Here is a 23,323-nt window from a genome sequence, read left to right as displayed (position 1 = left end):
CATCAATCCTCGCCAAAGCCGTCGACAACCAGTCCGGTCAGCTTGTCGAGGGCAGAGGCGGCCTGATCGCCATCGACGATAATCTCGATCGTGTCGCCCTTGGCCGCGCCGAGCATCATCAGGCCCATGATCGATGTGCCGGTCACCTCGGTGCCGTCCTTGGCGACACGAACCGCAATGCCGTCCGGCAATTTGCTGACATAAGTGACAAATTTGGCGCTGGCTCTGGCGTGAAGCCCGCGTGTGTTGGTGATGGTAACGGTTTTGCGATAGTCGCTCACGCGTCGCTGCCCAGTATTTCGGAGGCGACGCTGATATATTTCTGACCCGCTTCCTTGGCTGCGGCAACGGCATCGCTCACCGACATGCATTTGCGCGCGCCGTCGAGCCGGATCAGCATCGGCAGATTGACACCGGCAATGACTTCCACCTTGCCCTTGTCCATCAGCGAAATCGCGAGATTAGAGGGCGTGCCACCAAACAGGTCGGTTAAAATGATGACGCCTTTGCCTTTGTCGACCTTGCCGATGGAATCGGAGATTTCCTGGCGCCGCTCTTCCATGTCATCATGGGGACCGATGCAGACCGGCAGAATCGCCTTTTGCGGGCCGACAACATGTTCCATTGCGGTGATAAATTCCGTCGCAAGGCGACCGTGGGTAACAAGAATCAGGCCGATCATTGCGATTAACTACCCTTATTTCCGTTCAAATCGTGCATGGTCTCGAGCGCTTCCATTGGCCGGGAGGCCAGATTGCGATGGCGGACAGTGGTCGAAAAGCCGGCGTCTTGCAAGTTTTTGCTCAACGCTTCTGCAACATGTACCGATCTGTGACGCCCGCCGGTACAACCAATGCCGATATTGACATAGGCTTTTCCGGCTTTGACATATTGGGGCAGCAGAAAAGTAAGCATGTCCGTGAATTTTTGCAGCGCTTCGGAGTAATGGGGATCCTTGGCGATATAGGCGGCCACTTCGGGGTCCTGGCCCGTCATCGTCTTCAGCGCGTCATCCCAGAACGGGTTGTTGAGAAAGCGGACATCAAACAACAGGTCGACATTATTGGGCAATCCGCGGGAAAAACCGAAACTGGTGATGGTGATTGTCGTCGATGCGCTATCCGTTCGTGTGAATTCTTCCCGAATTTGGCGCTGCAGATCGTTGGCGGACAGGTTGCTCGTGTCGATGACATGCTCGGCCCAGCGTCGGAATGGTTCGAACTGGCTGCGCTCGAGTGCGATGCCTTCCTTGGCCGGGCGATCCAGCGCCAGCGGGTGCCGGCGACGGGTTTCGGCATAGCGGCGTTCCAGTTCGCCACCGGAACAATCGAGATAGAGCGTGGAGATCTGGTAATTTTCATTGTCCTGCAGCTTTTTGACCCGTTGGATCAGCTTGTCGGGATCAAAGCCACGGGTGCGGCTGTCAAAACCCAGCGCCAGCGGCGGGTCGGCATCGCCGCGCGAGCTGGATGGCGGCGTCTTGAGCAAGCCTTCAACCAGCCGGATCGGAAAATTGTCAACGGTTTCCCAGCCGAGATCTTCCAGCGTTTTGAGCGCGGTCGATTTACCCGCTCCGGACAGGCCGGTAATCAAGAGAACCTGTTTTGAGCCGATCATTGGGGGAATCCTGTTCTGATTGCAAGCGCTGCACCGCCAGTTCGACCTTGATCGGCGCACTGGCGGGGCGGGGATCGATGTGAAAGCGGGGGATGGCTAGATTCATGAGCATTTCGGTTTGTCGATCCATCGGGAAGCGTTCGGTTTCGGTGCTCAGCCGTACCAGCAAAGCTAGCGTCACGGGTGAGATATGATTAAAATCAAAAATGCCGAGCGACCGAATTTCCAGTTTCCCAGCTATGGTTTCCGGTGCGCTAATCTGTATCTGGTGATCGACCCGGTGCAGGTCAACATAATCGTCGCCGACCAGCACGGCGCCGCGATCGATCAGGCGCAACGCCAGGTCGGATTTGCCAATCCCCGACGGGCCAGTCAGAAGGATTCCCGACGACCCGATCGCAACTGCTGTCGCATGGATTTTCTGGGATTGCGGATCGCTGCTCATGTCTGGTCGGCCCGCGGCAATCTGATCTCGAAACAGGCGCCGGATCGTCCATCCGGTTTGTCAATCACGCCAATAGTGCCTTCATGCCCCTCAATGATGGTTTTCGCGATCGCGAGGCCCAGACCGCTATGGCGCCCAAAAGCTTCGCCTTGGGGGCGATCGGAATGAAAGCGCAGAAAAATCTTGTCGCGTTGGTCAACAGGAACTCCCGGTCCCTGGTCTGCGATGTGAATGATGACATCGTCCGCATCCGGCGCTGCCATGATCTCAATCAGCCCATCGTGCGGCGAAAAGGAGACCGCGTTGTCGAGAATATTGCTGAACACCCGCTCGAGCCGGTCGTCGTCGCCCATGATCATGGCAACGCCGCCTGCGGGCCGCGCATAGGCAATTGTCACACTATCATTCGTATCCCGCTGTTCGCGCGCAGCGAGCAACTGATCCAGCATCTTCCCGATATCCACCGGTTCAAACTTGGTGCGGGCGAGCTCGGCATCCACCCGTGAGGCTTCCGAAATATCGTTGATCAGCCGGTCGATCCGGTGAACATCATCGCTGGCGACGTCGAGCAGTTGCTGACGCAATTCGGGGTCCTCGACGCGTCCCAGTCCTTCCAGTGCGGACCGCAGGGAAGCCAATGGGTTCTTGATCTCGTGGCTGACATCGGCGGCAAAGGCTTCGGTGGCGTCGATGCGGTGGCGCAGCGCACCGCTCATATCCGCCAGCGCGCGGGCGAGTTGGCCGATTTCGTCGCGACGCCCGACCATGCGCGGTATGGTGGTCTCCGGCGATCGTCCGAGGCGGACCCGAACCGCCGCGCGTGCCAGTTTGCGAATGGGACGAACGATGGTGCGTGCCAGGAACAGCGACAGCAGGATCGACACGGTCGCCACCATGAAAATCACCAGCACCACAGCCGCACGCTCGGCCCGGACAATCCGCGTAATATCTCGGGCGTTGCTGGTCAGCAGCAATTTTGCGCCGTTGCTGGGCAAGCGGGTCGCGGCGACGATGACGGGCGTGCGGTCCGCGGCGTAGCGGACAGCGCTCTGTGGCTGGGATGCGCTTTCTATCCCTTGGAAATCCGGCCAGGAATCGACGATGTCCTGTTTCGGTTCGGAATAGGCCGTGATCGGCCGACTGAGGACGATCGTTTCGATCGCCTGGTCAAGCATGCGCGCGACATCCTTGCGCCAGGGCTGGGTGTCGGGATCGATAAAGCGATAGGTGGGTTCGGCAAGAGCGAAGCTATCGACAATCTTGGCGCCGCTGTCGCCGTCATATAGTCGCAGACGTCCGCCGACAGCCTGCGCAAAGCCCAGCATCAAGGTTTCGCGATTAGCGGGTGTCTGCAGGTTCAGCGCATCGCTCATGATGTTCATTTGTAGTCGCGCCTGTTCGAGCCGCTCATCGGTCAGGCGATCCCGATAATTGTCAATGTAGAACAGGCTTCCGGCGAGCAGCGCCAGCGCCAGGACATTGACCGCCAATATCCGCGTGGTCAGTGATAGCCTGGCCGACCAGCGCAGCGACAATTCCGTGTCTTCACGGTCTGCCTCGGCATTATTCCGTATAGCGATAGCCGGCTCCATATAGCGTATCAATGGCATCAAATTCGGAATCCACTTCCCGGAATTTGCGGCGCAGGCGCTTGATATGGCTGTCGATCGTCCGGTCATCGACATAGACATCATCCTGATAGGCGGCGTCCATCAGCTGGTTGCGGCTTTTAACCACACCCGGTCGGTTGGCGAGCGTTTCGAGGATCATGAATTCGGTCACGGTCAGCGTGACATTGGCGCCTTTCCATTGCACCAGATGCCGCGCCGGGTCCATTTCCAGACTGCCCCGGACGAGCGGCTCCAATCCTTCCGCATCAATATCCTCATCATTCATCTTGACCAGTTCAGCCCGCCGGAGGATCGATTTGACTCGAGCAATCAGCAAGCGCTGGGAAAAGGGCTTTTTGATATAATCATCAGCGCCCATGGCAAGGCCAAGCGCCTCATCCAGTTCTTCGTCCTTGGAGGTCAGGAAGATAACCGGCAAATTGCTTTTCTCCCGGACCCGGCGTAGCAATTCGAGGCCGTCCATCTTTGGCATCTTGATATCGAATATGCCGAGATCGGGCGGATTGTCGAGAATCGCCTGCAACGCCGCTTCGCTATCGGAATAGACGCGCGTGACAAAACCTTCCGCCTGCATCGCGATCGATACAGATGTCAGGATATTCCGGTCGTCATCGACCAAGGCAATATTGGCGGCCATGGAAAAAATCCTGTTCCTTTGAACTCTACAATTCGCAGGTCCGACCTAGTTGAAGGACGGCATACAGACAAGGTTACAATTTGCCGTCGCTGCGCAGATAGTTCCATTTCTGCGCCATTTTATCGGACCGCGTGACCCGCGCCTGTCTCATTGTGGTATAGGCTAGAGACCATCTAGCCATTTGACCGACTCGACAGGGTAAGTTAAGCGCCCTGTCACATGTGCCGAATCCGGCCTACACCCATGATCTATGCAAGCCTTAGGGGAATTAGCGTGCCACAAGTTTCGTCTGTAACTTTAAATGACCAGGGATTTTCCAGCGATGCCGAGCAGCATTGGAATCTTGGTGCCCCGGCTCTTGTCGAAGCGGCGATTGCGCGCGGCGAAGGCAAGCTGGCAAAAGATGGTCCGCTGGTGGTAGAAACCGGCAAACATACCGGCCGCTCTGCCAATGACAAATTTATTGTGCGCGATGACGAAACCGAAAACAGCGTATGGTGGGGCAAGACCAATGTCGGGATGACCCCAACCCATTTCGCAGCGCTGAAAGAAGATTTCCTCAAGGCCGTGGCCGACAAGGAAACCTTGTTCGTCCAGGACCTGTTTGGTGGTTCGCAGCCGGAGCACCGGGTCAATGTTCGCGTTATCAATGAACTCGCATGGCACAATCTTTTCATTCGCACCATGCTGGTCCGGCCAACCCAGGATGAACTGGGTGGTTTTGAACCGGAATATACGATTATCGATCTGCCAAGCTTCAAGGCTGATCCCGAACGGCACGGAACGCGGAGCGAAACCGTTATTGCGGTCAACCTAACCGAGAAGCTGATCCTGATTGGCGGCACCGCCTATGCGGGCGAGATGAAAAAGTCGGTCTTCGGCCTGCTCAATTATCTCCTGCCGCTTGACTCGGTCATGCCGATGCACTGTTCATCGAACATGGGACCGGAAGGCGATACCGCGATTTTCTTCGGTCTGTCCGGTACCGGTAAAACAACTCTGTCGGCCGATGCCAGCCGCACCTTGATCGGTGATGATGAACATGGCTGGTCGGATACCGCCGTGTTCAACTTTGAGGGCGGTTGCTATGCGAAGATGATCCGTCTGTCCGAAGAGGCAGAGCCGGAAATTTTTGCAACCACCAAACGGTTCGGCACGGTATTGGAAAATGTCGTGATGGATCCCGAAACCCGCGAACTGGATCTCGACGATGGCAGCAAGGCGGAGAATACCCGCGGCGCCTATCCGATCGACTTCATTCCGAACACGTCGGAAAAAAATATGGGCCCGGTTCCCAAGAATATCATCATGCTGACGGCCGATGCCTTTGGTGTGCTGCCTCCGATTTCGCGTCTTACGCCCGAACAGGCAATGTACCACTTCCTCTCGGGCTATACCGCCAAGGTTGCCGGCACGGAAATTGGTGTCACCGAACCGGAAGCCACGTTCTCAACCTGCTTTGGCGCGCCGTTCATGCCGCGTCATCCTTCGGTTTACGGCAATCTGCTGAAAGAGCGCATTGCCAAGGGCGGTGTGCGGTGCTGGCTGGTCAATACCGGTTGGACCGGTGGCAAATATGGGGAGGGCAACAGGATGCCGATCAAGGCAACCCGGGCTTTGCTCAATGCCGCCCTTGATGGCAGCTTGAACGACGGCGAATTCCGTCTCGACGAGAATTTCGGATTTGAAGTGCCGGTTGCGGTTCCCGGCGTCGACAGCGCGATCCTTGATCCGCGTTCCACCTGGTCGGACAGTGCGGCCTATGATGAAACCGCGCAGAAACTGGTGAAATTGTTCATCGACAATTTTGAACAATTTTCCGAGCATGTTGACCAGAACGTCCGGGAAGCCGCGCCAAGCGCTGCCTGATACCGGGTTTCAAAGGGTTCAAGAGGGCGGCGTCCGGAGAGATGCCGCCTTTTTCTTTGGACTGATGCTGGATTGCAGCTCAGCCATGATCACCGGGCGATCCCCATTGGGGATGAGAGTCCATTGATCCTCCCGTCGCAAGCCGCTCAACTCGACCGGATTTTTGCAATGGCCATGCGCGACCAGCAGGCAAATGATACGAACCAATATCCGCACTATGTCACCAGGGTGATGACCGGGTGGATGGATCAATTCCACTTCCTGACCGACAAAGTAGCGCAATCCTCTGGTTCTGAATCGCCCGGAAATCGGCTCCTCAATGGCGATCTGGGTCAGCAGCGGAAAGGAGCCGGTGTTTCGATAATCCGCGATTGCTTGTGCAAAATAGTCAAAACCGATCAGAAGGCGCGCGGGTGTCCAGATGATTGCGCGGGCGGCAAGGGCACGGCCAACCGCTCTGGCAAGTTCAAGCAACGCCCGATTGACCACCATCATCTGATGACCGCCGGTCAGATTGTCACTCATCAAAATCGCGATCGTTCCGGTCCTGGGAAATGACAGTTTGTCGCAAAAGACCCGGTCGAGATCGTCCAGATCGCCGGGCGCGCCAGCGGTGATGTTGGACCGGTACTGGATGGTGAAGGAAAGCCCGTCTATGACTGCTTCAATCTGCTGCAATGCACCGAATTTGCTACGATTCAAGTGAATATTCGTGCGATCTGAATCCGCAAGAATAAGCTCGGTGAGGCGAAAATCTGCCGGCAAGTCAGCGACAATATGCAAGGGTGCAGCCTGGGACATGCGATCGTCCTCTCCATTGCCCCACAGCATTTTGGGTGTATCGCGATCGCGGCCCGGATTCAAGTCCATGTAACGGATCGTAAAATCCATTCCCGAAACCGGGCAAGTTTGCTTGCATTGCTCCGCCGGAAATCCCACAGTTGATCCAAGGAGCAGAGTGATGGCCGACTGGATTTTATCGATTTTGATGCTTGCAGGGGCGGGATTGATGCTTGGCGGCTTTTACCTGGTGCGCAAAGGCCGCAACCCGAAACAGGGCTGGCTGATGCTGGTCGCCGCGACGGTCATGTTTGGCAATGTCGCGATATGGACGATCCCGGCGCCCGAGGAAATCGCGGCTCCGGGACCCGAAGACCTGGAACTGGATACGGAAGAAGCGACCAACTAGAGCTGCTTGCCAATCCGCTAGGCGCTGGATTGGCGACGCCTATTTAATCGGGGAATCGGGTGCCAGACGCATGTCGAGATAATTGTCCACCGACCCCATCAGCAATTCCATTTCATTTTCATAAAAATGATTGGCGCGCGGGATTTCGTCATGATGAATGGTGATGTGTTTCTGGGTCCGCAATTTGTCGACCAGCTTCTGCACCGCACCGGGAGTGACCACTTCATCATTCACCCCTTGGATGATGATGCCGGAAGACGGGCAGGGCGCGAGGAAGTTGAAGTCATACATATTGGCGGGTGGCGACACCGAAATAAAACCGCGCACTTCCGGCCGCCGCATCAGCAGCTGCATGCCAATCCAGGCGCCAAAGCTATAGCCGGCAATCCAGGTGGTTTGCGCTTCGGGATGGATGCTCTGCACCCAGTCAAGCGCCGAAGCCGCATCGGACAATTCACCAATGCCATTGTCAAACACCCCTTGCGAGCGACCGACACCGCGGAAATTGAAACGCAAGGTTGCGAAACCCCGCCGGACGAAAGTCTTGTACATTTCCTGGGTGATCCGGTCATTCATCGTCCCGCCGGCTTGCGGATGGGGATGGAGGATCATCGCAACTGGTGCGCGGTCACGGGGTCCCGGGCTGAAACGGCCTTCGAGGCGACCTTCGGGTCCGGCAAAAATTACGTCAGGCATGGTTTTTTTCGATTCTGCAATGTTGGCGTTCTGGATCGCGACAAAAGACAGATTAGCTTTTGCGCTGTTGCAAGCGCCTATATAGAGAGAGTCCTGTAATCCGCAACTCTAACCGCTATTATACAAGGTATTGTCAGTCACAATGGCACAACAGCAACGCATCTATCTCGATTATGCCGCAACCACCCCGCTGCTGGACGTCGCGCGGGAGGCTTGTCTGGAAGGATTTGCGCATTGGGCCAACCCGTCATCGCCCCATGCAGACGGGCGATCCGCGGGCGCGATGCTGGAAAATGCGCGCAAACGGCTGAAGGCGGCGCTCGACTGGGACGGGGATGTGATCTTTACCGGCGGTGCGAGTGAAGCCATTGCGATTGGTTTGACGCAATCCAAGCCGGTGCAGCAACTGCTATCACCGATCGAGCATGATGTGGTGCTGCGTTTTGCACCCGATGCCAAGCCGATCCCGGTCGATATGAACGGCCTGATCGTGCCGATGCGGCTCAACCATATGCTCAAGGGCGAAAAAGATCCGACGCTGGTGGTCGTGCAGTCGGTCAACAATGAAACCGGCGTGATGCAGGATATGCCCGCGCTGACCAAGGTCGTACGGGATCGCGGCGCGACGATGCTGGCGGACTGCTCGCAATCCGCCGGAAAAATGCCGCTACCGGATACCGATATGATCGTAATCGCCGCGCATAAATTTGGCGGACCACCGGGGGTCGGGGCCTTGCTGATCAAGGATCTGAACCTGCTGCACGCGCGCGGTGGACAGGAACAGGGGTATCGCTCGGGTACCCAGAATCTGCCCTATATCATGGCGATGGTCGCAGCGCTTGAAAATCCCGGAAACTGGGCTGGACGGGCCACCGAATTGCGGACTCATCTCGACAATGCCATCAAGGCTGAAGGCGGTGCTGTGATTGCTGAAAACGCGCCGCGCATTGCCACCATTGCGAGCTATCGCATGCCGGGCGTGGCGGCCAATACACAGCTGATCAAGTTCGATATGGCCGGCTTTTCCGTGTCCGCGGGGAGCGCCTGCTCGTCCGGGACGCTGAAACCCAGCCACGTGCTCGCGGCGATGAATATTGACGAACAAGCGGCCCGCGAAGTGATCCGGGTGAGCATCGGTCGCGATACGACCCGTTCGCATATCTATGCTTTTGTCGAGCAGTGGAAAGCGGTGTTCAAAGCCGCTCAGACCGCATGAACACCATGGCGGCCCCGCTCATCTATCTCGATAATCAGGCGACGACGCCGATGGCCCCTGAGGTGTTCGAGGCGATGGTGCCCTGGTTACGAGACAATTTCGGCAATCCGCACAGCGCGCATCGCATGGGGCGTCAGGCCGCAGCGGCAGTAGCGGTTGCGCGGGAACAGGTCGCCGCGCTGTTGCCGAGTGGCGGGGAGCTGCTGTTCACGGGGAGCGCGACAGAAGCAATCAACCTCGGTTTTGGCGCGGTGCGCGAGCAGCATCGTCGCGGCAAGTCAAAAATCATCGTTCTCGCCAGCGAGCATGCCGCTGTTCTGGATACCGCAGACGCGTGGGCGGCGCAGGGTTTTACCGTTGAGAAGCATCCGGTTGGTTCCGATGGCCTGGTCCGTTTGCCCGAACTGGAAGCAGCCATAACCGCGGATACGGCGCTGGTTGCTGCGATGCTGGTGAACAATGAAATTGGTACGATCCAGCCGGTGGAGGCGATTGCCGCGTTGGCGCATCAGCAAGGCGCCTTGATGCTGTGTGATGCCGTGCAGGGCTATGGCCGCGTGGCAATTCCCGAAACCGCCGATTTCATCGCCTTGTCCGGTCATAAAATTTATGGCCCGAAGGGGATCGGCGCGCTGTGGGTCCGCGACGGGGTCACGGTACCGCCTTTGATCCATGGCGGGGGACAGGAACAGGGCATTCGCTCTGGAACCCTGTCACCGGCGCTTTGTGTCGGCCTTGGTGTGGCGGCAAACCTGTGTCAGGACCGCTGGGCTGCGGATGCGGACCATATTGCAATGCTGGCCGAAGCCGCAAAAAAGGGCTTTGCCGACTGGACGATCAACGGATCAGATCAGGAACGCTATGCCGGCAACCTGAATATCCGACGAGACGGCATCGATGTCGCCCGCCTGATGTCGGACGTCCGTGACGTCTGTTTCTCTGCCGGCTCCGCCTGCGCAAGCGGATCTGGACGACCAAGCCATGTTCTGGCGGCGCTGGGACTGGCGCCAACCGCGATCAAAACTTCTATTCGTCTCGGATTTGGGCGCTATACAAGCGTCGATGATATCCAGAAAGCGGCCCGATTGATCAATCAGGCGGCGGGAGAACAGGGACTATGAGTGACATTAGCGTCCATTTTGTCAGCGCAGACGGTAAGCAGACGGTCACCGCGACGGCCGCCGAGGGCGATAATCTTCTGACCGTGGCGCAGATCAAGGATCAGCCGCTCGAAGGGACATGTGAAGGCCAGATGGCTTGCTCGACTTGTCATGTGATCGTTGCTGCCGAGGATTTCGACAAATTACCGGAAGCGAGCGAGATGGAAGAGGACATGCTGGATCTCGCAACCGGTGCAAGACGGACCAGCCGGCTCGCCTGCCAGATCGAGTTAACCGCGGAACTGGATGGCCTGACCGTCCATATTCCCGCCGAAAGCCGGGATATGCAGCGCGTATGACGCTGTTCGACCGTCGCAAATTTATCACTGGAACATCGCTATCCGCAGCGGGAATACTCGCGGCACCGCAAATTGCGGTGGCGGCACAGGCCGGTCGCACCGGTGATTCCTATCAGAACGCGGCTGCCACGCGGGAAATCGCCAAGCTGGAAAAGCGCATTGGCGGGCGACTGGGTGTGGCGCTGACCGACCGGACCGGAGCAATCGCCTTCGCCTATCGTGGGGATGAACGCTTTGCCATGTGTTCAACCTTCAAGCTGCCATTGGCATTTTGCCTGTTCGATGCCGCGGAAAAGGGCGAGGCTGACTTGAAAGTGCCAATCGCGTTACGCGAAGCCGATCTGGTGCCTTACGCACCCTATGTCGAGGCGCAACTGGCCGCCCAGCAAAGCGTAACACTGGAAAAGCTCGCAAAAGCGGCGGTGATGACCAGCGACAACGCAGCAGCGAATATGGTGCTGAAGGCGGTTGGCGGTCCGGCGGGCTTTACCCGGTTTGTCCGGAACCAGAAGGACACCGTCACGCGACTGGATCGGATCGAGCCATTGCTCAACGAGAATAAGCAGGGCGATCCGCGGGATACATCCAGTCCGATCGCTTTCGCACAGCTGATGCACGGATTGATGATTCCGCCGCTGAAGGTCCCGAACAGCTTGATAGTATATGACTGGATGGCCCGCAGCAAAACCGGACTGGGTCGGATTCGCCTTGGCATCCCCTATGGCTGGCCGGTCGGCAACAAGACGGGCACGGCGCCTGGCGGTCTGGCCTATAATGATGTCGCGATTTTCTGGCCGTCTTTTGCTGGCTATGAAGGAGATGAACCGCGCTTTTTGACCGTTTTCAACGACCGGCCAAGCGCTACGGCCGCACTGGTTGAGCGCAGCATCGCGGAAGTCGGCAAAATAGCAGCCTGGGTGGCACAACGGCGCGGCTGACGCAGGCCGAAAATAACAGGCTTGAATCCGGCCCCCAATATCGCCATATGCGCAGCGGGAGTCGGGTGGACGTAGTGTTCGCCAACCCGGTCAGATCCGGAAGGAAGCAGCCGTAACGATTTTTCTGCGGGTCGCCCGGCTCCTACTCACAAAATTTACACAGGCTTTTCTGGTCAGTGAGGCCATAAGGCTTCGACAAGCGGGCGGTGAGCGCCTAGACTGAGCCAATGTCCGATTCACCCGATATTTTTGCTGCCGGAGGCGTAGAAGCGCCGGTTGCGCCTGCGCCTGATACCGCGCAGCCTTATCGCGTATTGGCGCGCAAATATCGCCCGTCGAGCTTTGCCGAGCTGATCGGGCAGGATGCGATGGTTCAGACCCTCGGAAACGCGATCAAACGGGATCGCCTAGCGCACGCGTTTTTGATGACGGGTGTGCGCGGGGTGGGCAAGACATCGACTGCGCGGCTGATTGCCAAGGCGCTCAATTGTATTGGTGCAGACGGGCAGGGTGGGCCAACAATCGATCCTTGTGGCCAATGCGAGCCCTGCCGATCGATTGCCGAAGGCAGTTTCATCGATGTCATCGAGATGGATGCCGCCAGCCATACCGGCGTGGACGATGTGCGCGAAATTATCGAAGCGGTGCGCTATGCGTCGGTTTCGGCCCGTTACAAGATCTATATTATCGATGAAGTCCACATGCTGTCGAAAAACGCCTTTAACGCGCTGCTCAAGACGCTCGAAGAGCCGCCGGCGCATGTGAAGTTCATTTTTGCGACCACCGAAGTCAACAAAGTACCGATAACGGTGCTGTCGCGCTGTCAGCGCTTTGATCTGAAACGGATCAAGGCGGAGCAACTGTCCGCCCATTTTGCCGCAATTGTGGAGAAAGAAGGCGTTACCGCAGAACCGGAGGCCCTGGATCTGATCGCCCAGGCGGCCGAAGGATCGGTGCGTGATGGTCTTTCTATTCTCGATCAGGCCATTGCCCATGCCGATATGGAAGGCGAAGGCACGGTTAAATCCGTCCAGATTCGCGATATGCTGGGATTGTCGGACCGGAGCGCCATCCGACGGCTCTTTGGCCTGTTGCTCGACGGTGAAAGTGCGGGGTTGCTGGATGCGATTGATGAGCAATATCGTATCGGCGTGGAACCGTTGTCATTGATGAACGGGTTGCTCTCGCTCAGCCATCAGGTGACCCTGTTTAAAGTGGGTCGCGCGAGCGATCCGACTCTGTCGGATGAGGCTCGGCAGCAATTGCAGCACTGGTCCGAAACATTGTCCTATCCGGTATTGCACCGGCTCTGGCAGTTGCTGCTCAAAGGCTTTGAAGAAGTACAGCAGGCGCATATTCCGCGCGATGCCTGTGATATGGCGCTGCTGCGGGTGCTGTGCGCGGCCGATATGCCGGATCCCGGTACGCTCCAGAAAATGCTGGAAGGAGCGGTCCAGTCGACGCCGCCACAAGATAACGAAGCAGCGGCCCCCGACGACGGCCATCCAGCAGCCGTTGAGCCCGCGCATGCCGTCGCAGCAGAAGAACCTGCACCGATAATCCATGATCGCCCGGAGCAAGAGCCGGCGGAAACCGTTCCACAGGCAGCCCCCGATTCCAGCTCCGTGGTCGTGCCGGCTGACACCGGCGTTGCGTCTTCGTTGCCTTCGGTGCTGCCTGCCAGTTTCGATGCGGTTGTCGATCTGGTCGGGGCGGCGTCCGTGATGATGCAGAGCATCTTGCGCGCCGACATGCGTTTGATCAACTATACGCCGCCGTCGATAGTGTTCGAACCGGTTCGCGCGGTCGCCGCTGCCGATCTCAAACGGATTGCACAAATTTTAAAGGATGCGACCGGGGCGGAGTGGACGATCACTGAAGGGCAGGGCGAAGCCGAGCCCAGCCTCGATGAAAAAGTGGAAAATGCCAAAAATGCGGCAACCCAGGCGATCTTAAATACGCCGCTCGTTAAAGCCGCTTTCGATGCTTTTCCCGACGCGGAATTGCTCGAAGATGATATGCAGACCATGCCAGAAACAAGGAGTTCGCAAGCATGAAATCTATGGAAGAAATGATTCAGGCGGCCCAGGAGGCTGCGCAGACGGTTCAAACCCAGATGGAAGAGGCGCAGGCCAAGCTTGACGGGATCGAAGTCGAGGGCAAGTCCGGGGGCGGGTTGGTTACCGTCAAAGCGACGGCCAAAGGGCGTATCTTGAGCGTCAGTATTGATGACAGCCTGCTGAAAGCGGATGAAAAAGGGATATTGGAAGATCTTGTTGCCGCGGCGTTTAACGATGCCCGTGATCGGGCCGACAAGGTGAGCAACGAAGAAATGGGCAAGATGACCAGTGGTTTGCCGCTGCCCGCTGGGTTCAAGCTGCCATTTTAAGGCTGGGCTTTCCGGCCGTTATAGTCTTCGGGGCATCAGCGAGAATTTGGGTGCCGCCTAATGCTTGAAGTGCACTGAAAGCGTACCATATTAACAGCAATGTCATTTGAATGACCCTAGTTTGGAGTTTTAATGTCCCAGTCTGAATCCACGCCTCCTTCTGCGCCGGTTTCCCGCTCGCTCCCGCTTTTGCCGTTGCGCGATATTGTTGTTTTTCCGAACATGATTGTTCCGCTATTTGTTGGTCGGGACAAATCGGTGGTCGCGCTCGAAAAGGCGATGGACCAGGACAAGGAAATTTTTCTTGTCGCTCAGCTTGATCCTGCCGAAGATGATCCGGGACGGGATCAGCTCTATGATCTTGGCGTCGTGGCCACCGTATTGCAGTTGCTGAAGCTTCCGGACGGGACGGTTCGGGTGCTGGTCGAAGGCAAGCAGCGCGCCCAGCATACTGCTCTGGATGAGCAGGATGACGGCTATGTGCTGGCCGATGTCACGCTGACGGAACAGACTGAGACTTCGGGTCCGGAAACCACCGCCTTGATGCGATCGGTTGTCGACCAGTTCGAAAATTATTCCAAGCTCAACAAGAAAATGCCGGCGGAAACGGCCGTTCAACTGGGCGAAATCGAAGAAGCGTCGCGCCTGGCCGATGCGGTGGCGGCCAATATCAATGTGAAAGTGGCGGACAAACAGAGCCTGTTGATCGAAAGCGACGCGGTCAAGCGTTTGGAAATGGCCTTTGCCTTCATGGAGGGCGAGCTTGGCGTGTTGCAGGTGGAAAAGAAGATCCGCGGTCGTGTGAAGCGGCAGATGGAAAAGACCCAGCGCGAATATTATCTCAACGAGCAGATGAAAGCGATTCAGCGCGAATTGGGCGACGGCGAAGATGGCGAGGGCGACGAAATGTCTGCGCTTGGCAAGAAAATCGAGGAGATGAAACTCTCTAAGGAAGCTAAGACCAAAGCCAAGGCCGAATATAAGAAACTCAAGGGCATGCAGCCCATGTCGGCAGAAGCGACAGTGGTGCGCAACTATCTTGATGTGCTGCTCGGTTTGCCGTGGGGCAAGAAGTCGCGCCTCAAGAAAGACATCAAACAGGCCGAGAAGGTTCTCGATGACGACCATTTCGCATTGGAAAAGGTCAAGGAACGGATTGTCGAGTATCTCGCCGTCCAGGCGCGGACCAACAAGCTCAAAGGCCCGATATTGTGCCTGGTGGGCCCTCCCGGCGTCGGCAAGACCTCGCTTGGCCGTTCGATCGCGCGGGCTACCGGGCGTGAATTTGTCCGCCAGTCGCTTGGCGGCGTGCGTGATGAAGCCGAAATTCGCGGCCATCGCCGGACTTATATCGGATCGCTGCCTGGCAAGATTGTTTCCAACCTGAAAAAGGCCGGCACGTCCAATCCGCTGTTCCTGCTCGATGAAATCGACAAATTGGGTCAGGATTTCCGCGGAGATCCGGCTTCGGCCTTGCTCGAAGTGCTCGATCCGGAACAAAATGACAAGTTTCAGGATCACTATCTCGAAATTGATATTGATCTGTCGGACATCATGTTCGTGACCACCGCCAACTCGCTCAATCTGCCGCAGCCGCTGCTCGACCGGATGGAGATCATCCGTCTGGAAGGCTATACCGAAGACGAGAAGGTCGAGATTGCCAAGCGCCATCTGATCGAAAAGCAGATTGACGCCCATGGCCTGAAAAAAGGCGAGTTTGCGTTGCAGGACGACGCGTTGCGGGATCTGATCCGCTATTATACCCGGGAAGCCGGGGTGCGGACGCTCGAACGGGAAATCGCCAAGCTGGCTCGCAAGGCGCTGCGCCGCATTTTGGAAGGCGAGTATAAAACCGTTGAAATCACGCCGGAAACATTGTCCGACTATGCCGGGGTTCGGAAATATCGGCACGGCGTTGGCGAAGAAGAACATCAGGTGGGGGCGGTCACCGGACTGGCCTGGACCGAAGTTGGTGGCGAACTACTGACGATCGAATCGGTGACCGTATCCGGCAAGGGCCAGATCAGAACAACCGGCAAGCTCGGCGAAGTCATGACCGAGTCGGTGCAAACCGCTTTGTCCTTCGTCAAGGCGCGAGCGCCAAGCTATGGCATCAAGCCAAGTCTGTTTGGCCGTAAGGATATCCATATCCATTTGCCCGAAGGTGCGGTTCCCAAAGATGGTCCATCGGCGGGTGTCGGCATTGTCACCGCCATTGTCTCGACTTTGACCGGCATTGCCGTGCGGAGAGATGTCGCGATGACCGGCGAGGTGACCTTGCGTGGCCGCGTGCTGCCAATCGGCGGACTCAAGGAAAAATTGCTGGCGGCTTTGCGGGGCGGCATCACGACGGTCCTCATTCCGGCCGAGAACGAGAAGGATCTGGTCGAGATACCGGCCAATATCACCGATGAACTGAAGATCATTCCGGTCAAGCATGTCGATGAAGTGCTGGCGCTGGCGCTGACCGAGAAGGTGGAGTCGATCGAGTGGAGCGACGCGGACGAGCTGGCCAGCCATGCCACGGCTCCGGTGTCGGATGACACGGGTTCAACCGCCCGCCACTAGGTCGCAGACCTTTCGATTACCCCCGGTTTTGCGCGAATCATACGCGTAAAACCGGGCGGGTGAGTCGCCAAACTGCCATTCATCCGGTCAATTGATCGCAGGTTCATCGCCAGAATCTGTAAAATTTTAACCTTTTGCCACATATTTTGCATCTTTGACCCAGAAATTGGCGGTTTTCCTTTGACTCAGCGCCGTATCTTGGTGTTACTGCGCTCAGACAAAGGCGCGATTCAATCAAGAATTGCTTTTAGAGAAGGGGGGATTCCCATTATGAATAAACAGGATCTTATCAGTAGCGTTGCAGATCACAGTGGTCTCAGCAAAAGCGATGCCGGCAAAGCCGTTGACGCGGTTTTCGATTCCATCACAGGTTCCTTGAAATCAGGTAACGAAGTCCGTCTCGTCGGTTTCGGTACTTTCTCCACATCGAAGCGTAAAGCTTCTACGGGCCGTAACCCACGTACGGGTGAGCCCATGCAGATTCCTGCATCGACACAAGCAAAATTCAAAGCCGGCAAAGGCTTGAAGGACGCCGTCAACAAATAATCCAGAGGGAGCACCGTTACGGTGCTCCCTTTTTTAATTGCGCCTTGTGTTGAAATTGCAGGCGGGCCCCCTTCCGGGAGCCCGCCTTTTTCATGCTGTTGGCGAGGGCGGTCGCTTTTATGGTGAAACGACGATAGGATCCAGAATGGCTCTAGAAGATCGCGCTAGTCTGTTCGCCGCATGGCCTCCACAGTTGCAGGTAGAACTTACTTTATATCCAGCGGAGTCTTCGACCCGGTCTTTTCCCATACTGCCCGGATGGTCATGCCCCTGTTATGCCGTCAAAGATTTAGTGGAGGATCGAAGAGCGCGACGACCGGCAAGTGATGGCGCCGCCATTTTGATCGATGGTCCAATGCAATTGGGAGAAACGCGAGTGGTCGACTTCATCTTTCCTCTTGCTGGGAAAGATGCTGTTCCACTGGTTGAGAAAGTTCCAAAATTCTATTTGTGGGAAGGCGGATATATCGGAGAGGCGAACGTTTTGAAGATGTACGACTAGAAGATCTTATGGAACGTCCGCGCCTGCGCAGGATAAGTCTTAAGCGCTGTGTCTGCTTTCAACCGATATTCATTTCCCGAAGATGCCCTGCCTGCGGTAATCATCCGCCACCGCAAGATCATAGATATAGATTTCGCTGCGTTCCTGCTCCAGCTTGTGCAACTCATAGGCAACCAGACCACCGACTATCTGTCCCTTATGCTCTGCGACGAGAACAATAATATCCGGTTTCGAAAGCCTGTCGTTGAGATAGTCATCGCCCGGTTGGGATGCCAAATAGGTCTCACGATCGTCAAAGGCCGCCGCAAACAGGGTATTGAGATCGCGGAGCCGCGACGCGTCGCCAGATTCCAGCTGAAAAATTGCGATCTTCTGCTGTACCATGACAAGAATATGCAGCAGAATGGCGATTCTGGCAATCTCGCGGGACGCCCCCCGACAATTGGTCAGAAGCGCAATGTGATGTTGCGCGCCAACGCCGGAGAGATCATCTCGGCCATCCGCAACGCTTTGGTCGACCCGATATTGGCTTCGTCCTGATCCCGTACCAGAGCGGTGATAATTTGCCGTGCGCATTCTTCGGGCGACATTTTCTTCATCGGATTGCCGTCATTCATCTGGGTGTCGACAACCGGGGGCAGGGCTTCAATCATCTGGATATTGCTGTCCTTGAGCTGTTCGCGCAGGCCCAGCGTATAGAAACGCAGCGCCGATTTGGTGGCGCAATAAATGGGCGTGCGCGCGGCGGGGGCGATGGCCAGGCCCGAAGTGACATTGACGATGGCGGCTTGCGGACGGCTGCGCAAATGCGGCATCAAACCCGTGATCAGGCGGATCGGGGCGTTAAGATTGGCATAGATGCATTCGTCTGCGGCATCCGCGTCTGGGTTGCCGTTGCGAAAATCATGGTCCACCAACTGACCGGCATTGTTGATCAGGACATCCAGCGCTTGATCTCCCCATTGGGCGAGCAGCGCATCCACACCTGCGGGGCTGGACAAATCGGCCGCGATCACGGTGAATCCTTCGTCCTGCATCGCGGCCAGGCGATCGGGATTGCGGCCGGTCAGCGTGACCAGCGCGCCCTTGGCCTGCAACTGACGCGCAATTTCGCGCCCGATACCCGCGCTGCCGCCGGTCAATAATATGCTCTTTTCAGAAAGGTCCATAATCTGTTCGCCCGTATTTGGCCCGGCCTGTGCCAGTGCTAGAGAACCGTTGCACTATTTGCCGAAACGGGCAACTGCTAAGGCCGCCGATCGATCTGCGTGGAAGGAAGCGATTGACGCTCGGCCAGGAATAAACGATCCCCTGATCAACAGGGGGACTTTCATGGCCAGGAAATTCGGAATTGCGGGAATCATCATCGCGCTGTTGCTCGCGGTCGGGGTCTGGCAACGCCACCGCATCCTGATCCCGCTGGCGACATCCGGCGAACAGATCATGCCATCCGAAAACGCCCCGCTGCCCGCCGACAGCAGCCCGATGGGTGAGGATGCCTATTTTTACGTGGTGCAACTGGACGAGCGCACATTTGCCATTGCGGAACCCTATGCCTGGCCGCGAAATATCAACTATCTCATTGCCGGAACCGAACGTGCGCTGTTGCTCGACGCGGGCGTTGGTTTTTACGACATCCGTCCGGTGGTTCAGCAGCTGACCGATTTGCCGGTCACCTTCATGCCTTCGCATTTGCATTATGATCATACCGGGCAGGGCCGATACGAGCGGACCGCGCTGGTCGACCTGCCGCATTTGCGGGAGCGGGCGGAGGGCGATATTTTTACGCCCAATTGGGGTGAGCATCTGGGCGTTGCGGAAGGCGTGGAACCGACGGCATGGAAAATTGATGAATGGGTCCTGCCGGGATCGCAAATGGATTTGGGTGATCGCCAGCTGACCCTGTTATACACGCCGGGCCACACCGACAATTCGATCTCGCTGCTGGATGAAGCGCATGCTATCCTATTCACCGGCGACTATATGTCCGCCGGGAACATCTCCGCCTATTATCCGGGCGCGAGCATGGGCGACTATCTGCAATCCGCCCATCGGTTCATCCGGGCGACCAAGGGCAATCCCGATATCGCCTTGCGCGGCGCCCATGCCGGAGAGGATGGTCAGTTACCGTTAAAGTCCCGCGCCGATATCGCAACGCTCCGGGATCAACTGGTCCGGATCAGGGATGGTGATCTGAGCAGCACCGGCGCCTATCCCCGAATCTATGCGATCAAGGAAGATGTCGTAATGCAGGCCGAACCGCGCTGGCTGCAGGACTGGTCCACGACCTATCCGGATGAGGAAGTGGATTAGGGTATTTTGTGCGATGGCGGTTTTTGCGGGTTAGCAGAGCAATGCTATTTCCTGAAAACGGCCATCGGCGGACAAACAAAAAGCCCCGCCAGATTGCTCGGGCGGGGCTTCGGGTAAGATTTGTTGTGGTTTCTTATGCGTAGCTAACCTTGACGTTGGCTTTGCGGTTGCGACGAAGCGCTCCGCCAATGGCGCCAAAGCCGAAGATCATGAACGCCCATGTCGCTGGTTCTGGAACAGCTGCCACTGCATTTGTTCTGAACTGCAACGTATAATTATCATCGGCGGTCGAAAACCCACCTACAGTTTGGATTGAACCATCAGCAATAAAATCGATCCCGCCCGCAAGAGGTTGCAATGGCCCAAGCTCTCCGTTGAGGAATGGCGTATTGAAAAAGGTATTTCCAGCCGTGCCGGTTAAAGCCCAAGTGTGAAGAACATTGCCTTCACCATCAAATATGTTGAACGCTAGGTCGAGATCGGCAAGCAGCGTCTGAGTATTGAACAAGGTATAATCCCCTGTGTAATCCGGACCGACGGCGATATTTTGGATTTCAGAGCCATCTTGGAATGTAATACCACTCAGTGTAGGTGACTGATAATCCCACAGAAAAACCATCTCTGCGGCGCTAGCATTGCTTGATAGCGCAAGAAGAGACGCGCCGGTTGCGGTTAGAATGAACTTTTTCATGATATTATCCCTGTTTTCCAGTAACTGCAGGCCACAAGCCAGCCAATCCACCAAAAGATTTTGCAACCCTTAACAAAGAGCTAACAGAGTGAGGAGCGTCTTTCCAGATATTTCATACGGTAGCGAGGCTAATCATCCCAAATTGGCACAAATTCCAATGTCGGCTTTAGCGCCCATAGTGGACACCCGTGAAAATATGAAAGGTACTTACAAGAATGCGCAGCGGGCAGGGGGAGGTAGTGACAAAGCTTAAAATTAATCCCTTGGAACCAATAGTGGTGCCAAGTCCAAAATTTCAAGATCGTGAACGTGAGAGAAGCATAGAAGAAATTTGGGCGAGCGATTTATTGGGCATACGTTCAGCTGAAGCATCTGAAATTGAAACTTTGTTAGTGAACCGGTTCAAAAGTCGACGCACAGCTGGCGAACAAGAGGCCTACACTTTTGCTATCGATAAAAATTATGGTGCAGGAAAAAGCTGGTTCCTGCCTAGGCTTGGGAAACAACTTGCGTTGAGACACCCCGTGGCATTTATTGATGCTTGGTCAGATGACACAGCTGATGATCCGTTCGGAGCTCTCGTATCAGGTGTGATTGAGGCTCTCAAAGCCCGTTTCCCCGACCCTGGCATTATGGAAGAGTCTTTTCGAAAGCTAAAAAATGAAGGTGGCAAAATCATCTCATCTACGGGATGGTCTATAGGAAAAGAAATTGTCAAAGGCTTCGCCGGTAAGATGGCAGAGAGGGTTATTGGCGAAGTTGGTAAGGACGGCATTAGAGATGTGCTCGATGATTTCTCAGCACAAATTTGGTTCATTAGAAAATGTTCAGGCTGTTTTTGCAACAGGTAGAGCGCACCCACATAAAGGCTTTGGCTTTTGGACTGAACGCGGGCAATTAGATGGATCGAGATTGCCTCGTGAGTTTAAGAATGCCGACGCCAAACAGTTGAGTAACGCGTATCAAAAATATAACAATTTCGATCTGCACGTTGCCTCAGAATCGAATCCCTACGCAACGGATGAAAACAGTTTCTTAGAAAGCCAGCTAAACGAAGACTGGAGAAAGAGGTTCAACGGCCGCACTCCTGGCCCAGGTACAATCACCAGTTTAAGCCAATACAAGAAGAGACTGGAAACGATTGGAAGAATGGATCTGCCGGGCAGTTAACCTGGCGGCTCATTTGTGTGAGAACGATCTATAAACCAATCGTGTAGGGTTCTGCACTGAAGCACCGGTATTAAATGTTGTCATCAATGGTGACTGGCAATCAAACTACCTTGTGTTACCTGCAACGTTACTTATCCAGATTTTTAGTAAGACCAATGTAAAATTCATCCCATAAGAGACTGATATAATGGTATAAATGGTAGACGCTACAGGGTTCGAACCTGTGACCCGCTGATTAAGAGTCAGCTGCTCTACCAACTGAGCTAAGCGTCCATCCGAGCAACGCATATAGGGCTTTGGCGCGCGAGAACAAGGGGCTTGGTGCGGTTCGACCGGTTAATCGGCGTTGTCAGGCAAATGTGCCGCTTCTTTTGCCGGGGTGACGGTCGATCGACATTAATATTCCGATACAGATCATGATCGTCATCATCGACGATCCGCCATGGCTCAGGAAGGGCAGGGGAATGCCGACCACCGGGGCCAGGCCCATGACCATCATCAGGTTGATCGCGACATAGAAGAATATCGTCGTGGAAAGGCCGGCGGCGAGCAGTTGCGAGAAGCGGGTCTTGGCTTTCATCGCTACGCCGAGGCCCCATTTGAACAGCAGGAAAAACCCGAACAGCACGGCGACGCCGCCCATCAGTCCCCATTCTTCGGCCATGGTGGCAAAGACAAAGTCGGTATGCCCCTCCGGGAGATAGTCGAGATGGCTTTGGGTGCCATTGAGAAAACCCTTGCCAAATATGCCGCCGGAACCGATCGCGATTTTCGACTGGCTGATATGATAGCCGGCACCGAGCGGATCGTTTTCGGGGCTTAGAAAAGTGGTCACCCGGCGCTGCTGGTAGTCTTCGAGGAAGAAGAAAAAGGCGATCGGCGCCAGAACCGCAATTGATGCCGCTCCGCCAATGAACAGGCGCATCGGCAGGCCGGCGAGGAAAGCGACCGTCATCGCGCCGGCAACAACGGTGATGGTGGTGCCGAGATCCGGTTGCATGAGAATGAAGGCGCAGGGAAAGGCGAGCAGCGCGAGCAGCGGCCAGATGGCACTCCACGTCCGGATCTGGCCAGCCGGCAGCAGATCATAAAAGCGCGCCACGGCGAGGATGATCGCGGGCTTCATCAGCTCCGAAGGCTGGATGCGGATAAATCCGAGATTGAGCCAGCGCTGGCTGCCACCCCGCACCGCGCCGATCAGCTCGACGCCCAGCAGCATCAGCACCACCGCGATATAAACCGGAAAGGCGATGGTCTTCCAGAAATTCTCTTTCAGCCGGGAAAGGACGACCGCCATGCCAAGAAAGACCATGAAGCGAACCATGTGCAAGCCCGCCCATGGGGTGAGACTGCCGCCGGCTGCCGAGTAGAGCACAACAAAGCCGAAGGTCGCCATGACCAGCAGCAATAATATAGTTCGCCATGGCAATTGGGCGATAGGTGCCGG

General features: G+C 56.2%; 25 protein-coding genes, 1 tRNA gene, 1 other RNA gene and 1 pseudogene. 15 read left to right on the top strand and 13 right to left on the bottom strand.

Translation table 11 applies throughout. The annotated features are described in order from the left end of the window. Positions 1 to 2 precede the first annotated feature (2 nt). The 6 genes from ACZ1GS_RS09680 to ACZ1GS_RS09655 are packed head-to-tail and all read right to left on the bottom strand — an operon-like array spanning position 3 to position 4,330. The gene (locus tag ACZ1GS_RS09680) at positions 3 to 281 is read right to left on the bottom strand and encodes an HPr family phosphocarrier protein (RefSeq protein ID WP_472694995.1); all 279 of its coding nucleotides are present in this window, start codon (positions 279 to 281) and stop codon (positions 3 to 5) included. Continuing rightward, positions 278 to 682 carry a PTS sugar transporter subunit IIA gene (locus ACZ1GS_RS09675; RefSeq protein ID WP_472694994.1) on the bottom strand — a complete coding sequence of 135 codons (405 nt, stop codon included), beginning with the start codon at positions 680 to 682 and terminating at the stop codon, positions 278 to 280. Before ACZ1GS_RS09675 ends, ACZ1GS_RS09680 begins: the two co-directional genes overlap by 4 nt. Before the next feature lie 5 nt (positions 683 to 687). After that, entirely contained in the window at positions 688 to 1,617 is a 930-nt protein-coding gene (gene rapZ / locus ACZ1GS_RS09670; RefSeq protein ID WP_472694993.1) for an RNase adapter RapZ, read from the bottom strand. Next, entirely contained in the window at positions 1,565 to 2,062 is a 498-nt protein-coding gene (locus tag ACZ1GS_RS09665) for an HPr kinase/phosphorylase (RefSeq protein ID WP_472694992.1), read from the bottom strand. The genes rapZ and ACZ1GS_RS09665 overlap by 53 nt, the downstream gene beginning before the upstream one ends. After that, on the bottom strand, positions 2,059 to 3,654 hold the full coding sequence (locus ACZ1GS_RS09660; protein WP_472698109.1) for a sensor histidine kinase: 1,596 nt from the start codon (positions 3,652 to 3,654) through the stop codon (positions 2,059 to 2,061). Before ACZ1GS_RS09660 ends, ACZ1GS_RS09665 begins: the two co-directional genes overlap by 4 nt. After that, on the bottom strand, positions 3,626 to 4,330 hold the full coding sequence (locus tag ACZ1GS_RS09655; protein WP_472694991.1) for a response regulator: 705 nt from the start codon (positions 4,328 to 4,330) through the stop codon (positions 3,626 to 3,628). The genes ACZ1GS_RS09660 and ACZ1GS_RS09655 overlap by 29 nt, the downstream gene beginning before the upstream one ends. A 273-nt stretch (positions 4,331 to 4,603) precedes the next feature. On the opposite strand from ACZ1GS_RS09655, the gene ACZ1GS_RS09650 reads away from it, so the two are divergent. Continuing rightward, positions 4,604 to 6,199 (top strand): phosphoenolpyruvate carboxykinase, encoded by a 1,596-nt coding sequence (locus tag ACZ1GS_RS09650; RefSeq protein WP_472694990.1) that lies wholly within the window; start codon positions 4,604 to 4,606, stop codon positions 6,197 to 6,199. 18 nt (positions 6,200 to 6,217) lie between these two features. Here the strand turns inward: ACZ1GS_RS09650 and ACZ1GS_RS09645 are convergent, their stop codons facing one another. Continuing rightward, complete coding sequence (locus ACZ1GS_RS09645) at positions 6,218 to 7,069, bottom strand: hypothetical protein (RefSeq protein WP_472694989.1); 852 nt, start codon at positions 7,067 to 7,069, stop codon at positions 6,218 to 6,220. 91 nt (positions 7,070 to 7,160) lie between these two features. Here ACZ1GS_RS09645 and ACZ1GS_RS09640 point away from each other — a divergent pair, with 91 nt between their 5' ends. Then, positions 7,161 to 7,388: a hypothetical protein gene (locus ACZ1GS_RS09640; protein ID WP_472694988.1), complete on the top strand. Its 228-nt coding sequence runs from the start codon at positions 7,161 to 7,163 to the stop codon at positions 7,386 to 7,388. Between the two features lie 39 nt (positions 7,389 to 7,427). Here the strand turns inward: ACZ1GS_RS09640 and ACZ1GS_RS09635 are convergent, their stop codons facing one another. Beyond that, positions 7,428 to 8,084, bottom strand: coding sequence for an alpha/beta hydrolase (locus tag ACZ1GS_RS09635; RefSeq protein ID WP_472694987.1), 657 nt, complete (start codon positions 8,082 to 8,084; stop codon positions 7,428 to 7,430). 142 nt (positions 8,085 to 8,226) lie between these two features. Here ACZ1GS_RS09635 and ACZ1GS_RS09630 point away from each other — a divergent pair, with 142 nt between their 5' ends. The 10 genes from ACZ1GS_RS09630 to ACZ1GS_RS09585 all read left to right on the top strand — a co-directional run bounded on the left by ACZ1GS_RS09630 (position 8,227) and on the right by ACZ1GS_RS09585 (position 17,702). Further along, on the top strand, positions 8,227 to 9,300 hold the full coding sequence (locus ACZ1GS_RS09630) for a cysteine desulfurase family protein (protein WP_472694986.1): 1,074 nt from the start codon (positions 8,227 to 8,229) through the stop codon (positions 9,298 to 9,300). Then, positions 9,297 to 10,421, top strand: coding sequence for a cysteine desulfurase family protein (locus ACZ1GS_RS09625; RefSeq protein ID WP_472694985.1), 1,125 nt, complete (start codon positions 9,297 to 9,299; stop codon positions 10,419 to 10,421). Before ACZ1GS_RS09630 ends, ACZ1GS_RS09625 begins: the two co-directional genes overlap by 4 nt. Then, the gene (locus ACZ1GS_RS09620; RefSeq protein WP_472694984.1) at positions 10,418 to 10,759 is read left to right on the top strand and encodes a 2Fe-2S iron-sulfur cluster-binding protein; all 342 of its coding nucleotides are present in this window, start codon (positions 10,418 to 10,420) and stop codon (positions 10,757 to 10,759) included. The genes ACZ1GS_RS09625 and ACZ1GS_RS09620 overlap by 4 nt, the downstream gene beginning before the upstream one ends. Next, on the top strand, positions 10,756 to 11,697 hold the full coding sequence (gene bla, locus ACZ1GS_RS09615; protein ID WP_472694983.1) for a class A beta-lactamase: 942 nt from the start codon (positions 10,756 to 10,758) through the stop codon (positions 11,695 to 11,697). Before ACZ1GS_RS09620 ends, bla begins: the two co-directional genes overlap by 4 nt. Positions 11,698 to 11,751: 54 nt before the next feature. Next, positions 11,752 to 11,846: signal recognition particle sRNA small type (ffs, locus tag ACZ1GS_RS09610), an RNA gene on the top strand. 78 nt (positions 11,847 to 11,924) lie between these two features. Beyond that, positions 11,925 to 13,754, top strand: a complete 1,830-nt coding sequence (locus tag ACZ1GS_RS09605; RefSeq protein ID WP_472694982.1) for a DNA polymerase III subunit gamma/tau — start codon at positions 11,925 to 11,927, stop codon at positions 13,752 to 13,754. Next, positions 13,751 to 14,086: a YbaB/EbfC family nucleoid-associated protein gene (locus ACZ1GS_RS09600; protein ID WP_472694981.1), complete on the top strand. Its 336-nt coding sequence runs from the start codon at positions 13,751 to 13,753 to the stop codon at positions 14,084 to 14,086. Before ACZ1GS_RS09605 ends, ACZ1GS_RS09600 begins: the two co-directional genes overlap by 4 nt. 132 nt (positions 14,087 to 14,218) lie before the next feature. Next, positions 14,219 to 16,654, top strand: coding sequence for an endopeptidase La (lon, locus tag ACZ1GS_RS09595; RefSeq protein WP_472694980.1), 2,436 nt, complete (start codon positions 14,219 to 14,221; stop codon positions 16,652 to 16,654). Positions 16,655 to 16,924: 270 nt separating this feature from the next. Next, complete coding sequence (locus ACZ1GS_RS09590) at positions 16,925 to 17,200, top strand: HU family DNA-binding protein (protein ID WP_074205352.1); 276 nt, start codon at positions 16,925 to 16,927, stop codon at positions 17,198 to 17,200. Positions 17,201 to 17,345: 145 nt separating this feature from the next. Next, the gene (locus ACZ1GS_RS09585) at positions 17,346 to 17,702 is read left to right on the top strand and encodes a hypothetical protein (RefSeq protein ID WP_472694979.1); all 357 of its coding nucleotides are present in this window, start codon (positions 17,346 to 17,348) and stop codon (positions 17,700 to 17,702) included. Positions 17,703 to 17,771: 69 nt separating this feature from the next. Here the strand turns inward: ACZ1GS_RS09585 and ACZ1GS_RS09580 are convergent, their stop codons facing one another. Both ACZ1GS_RS09580 and ACZ1GS_RS09575 read right to left on the bottom strand, forming a co-directional pair. Continuing rightward, positions 17,772 to 18,086, bottom strand: a complete 315-nt coding sequence (locus tag ACZ1GS_RS09580) for a GNAT family N-acetyltransferase (protein ID WP_472694978.1) — start codon at positions 18,084 to 18,086, stop codon at positions 17,772 to 17,774. A gap of 62 nt (positions 18,087 to 18,148) precedes the next feature. Continuing rightward, positions 18,149 to 18,871 (bottom strand): SDR family oxidoreductase, encoded by a 723-nt coding sequence (locus ACZ1GS_RS09575; RefSeq protein WP_472694977.1) that lies wholly within the window; start codon positions 18,869 to 18,871, stop codon positions 18,149 to 18,151. 163 nt (positions 18,872 to 19,034) lie between these two features. On the opposite strand from ACZ1GS_RS09575, the gene ACZ1GS_RS09570 reads away from it, so the two are divergent. After that, the gene (locus ACZ1GS_RS09570; RefSeq protein ID WP_472694976.1) at positions 19,035 to 20,015 is read left to right on the top strand and encodes an MBL fold metallo-hydrolase; all 981 of its coding nucleotides are present in this window, start codon (positions 19,035 to 19,037) and stop codon (positions 20,013 to 20,015) included. Between the two features lie 133 nt (positions 20,016 to 20,148). Here ACZ1GS_RS09570 and ACZ1GS_RS09565 read toward each other — a convergent pair. After that, positions 20,149 to 20,265 (bottom strand): annotated as a pseudogene (locus tag ACZ1GS_RS09565) (PEPxxWA-CTERM sorting domain-containing protein); the annotation flags it as partial. Between the two features lie 680 nt (positions 20,266 to 20,945). Between ACZ1GS_RS09565 and ACZ1GS_RS09560 the strand changes: the two are divergent. Together ACZ1GS_RS09560 and ACZ1GS_RS09555 are read left to right on the top strand one after the other, a co-directional pair. After that, positions 20,946 to 21,557, top strand: coding sequence for a hypothetical protein (locus tag ACZ1GS_RS09560; protein ID WP_472694975.1), 612 nt, complete (start codon positions 20,946 to 20,948; stop codon positions 21,555 to 21,557). Beyond that, entirely contained in the window at positions 21,496 to 21,876 is a 381-nt protein-coding gene (locus ACZ1GS_RS09555) for a hypothetical protein (RefSeq protein WP_472694974.1), read from the top strand. The genes ACZ1GS_RS09560 and ACZ1GS_RS09555 overlap by 62 nt, the downstream gene beginning before the upstream one ends. Before the next feature lie 197 nt (positions 21,877 to 22,073). Here the strand turns inward: ACZ1GS_RS09555 and ACZ1GS_RS09550 are convergent. Both ACZ1GS_RS09550 and rodA read right to left on the bottom strand, forming a co-directional pair. Further along, a tRNA-Lys gene (locus ACZ1GS_RS09550) sits at positions 22,074 to 22,149 on the bottom strand. A 76-nt stretch (positions 22,150 to 22,225) separates the two neighbouring features. Continuing rightward, positions 22,226 to 23,272 carry a rod shape-determining protein RodA gene (gene rodA / locus ACZ1GS_RS09545; protein WP_472698108.1) on the bottom strand — a complete coding sequence of 349 codons (1,047 nt, stop codon included), beginning with the start codon at positions 23,270 to 23,272 and terminating at the stop codon, positions 22,226 to 22,228. Positions 23,273 to 23,323 lie beyond the last annotated feature (51 nt).

This window comes from Parasphingorhabdus sp. W113 (genome assembly GCF_055693205.1).
This window is presented reverse-complemented; position numbering and strand designations above follow the sequence as displayed.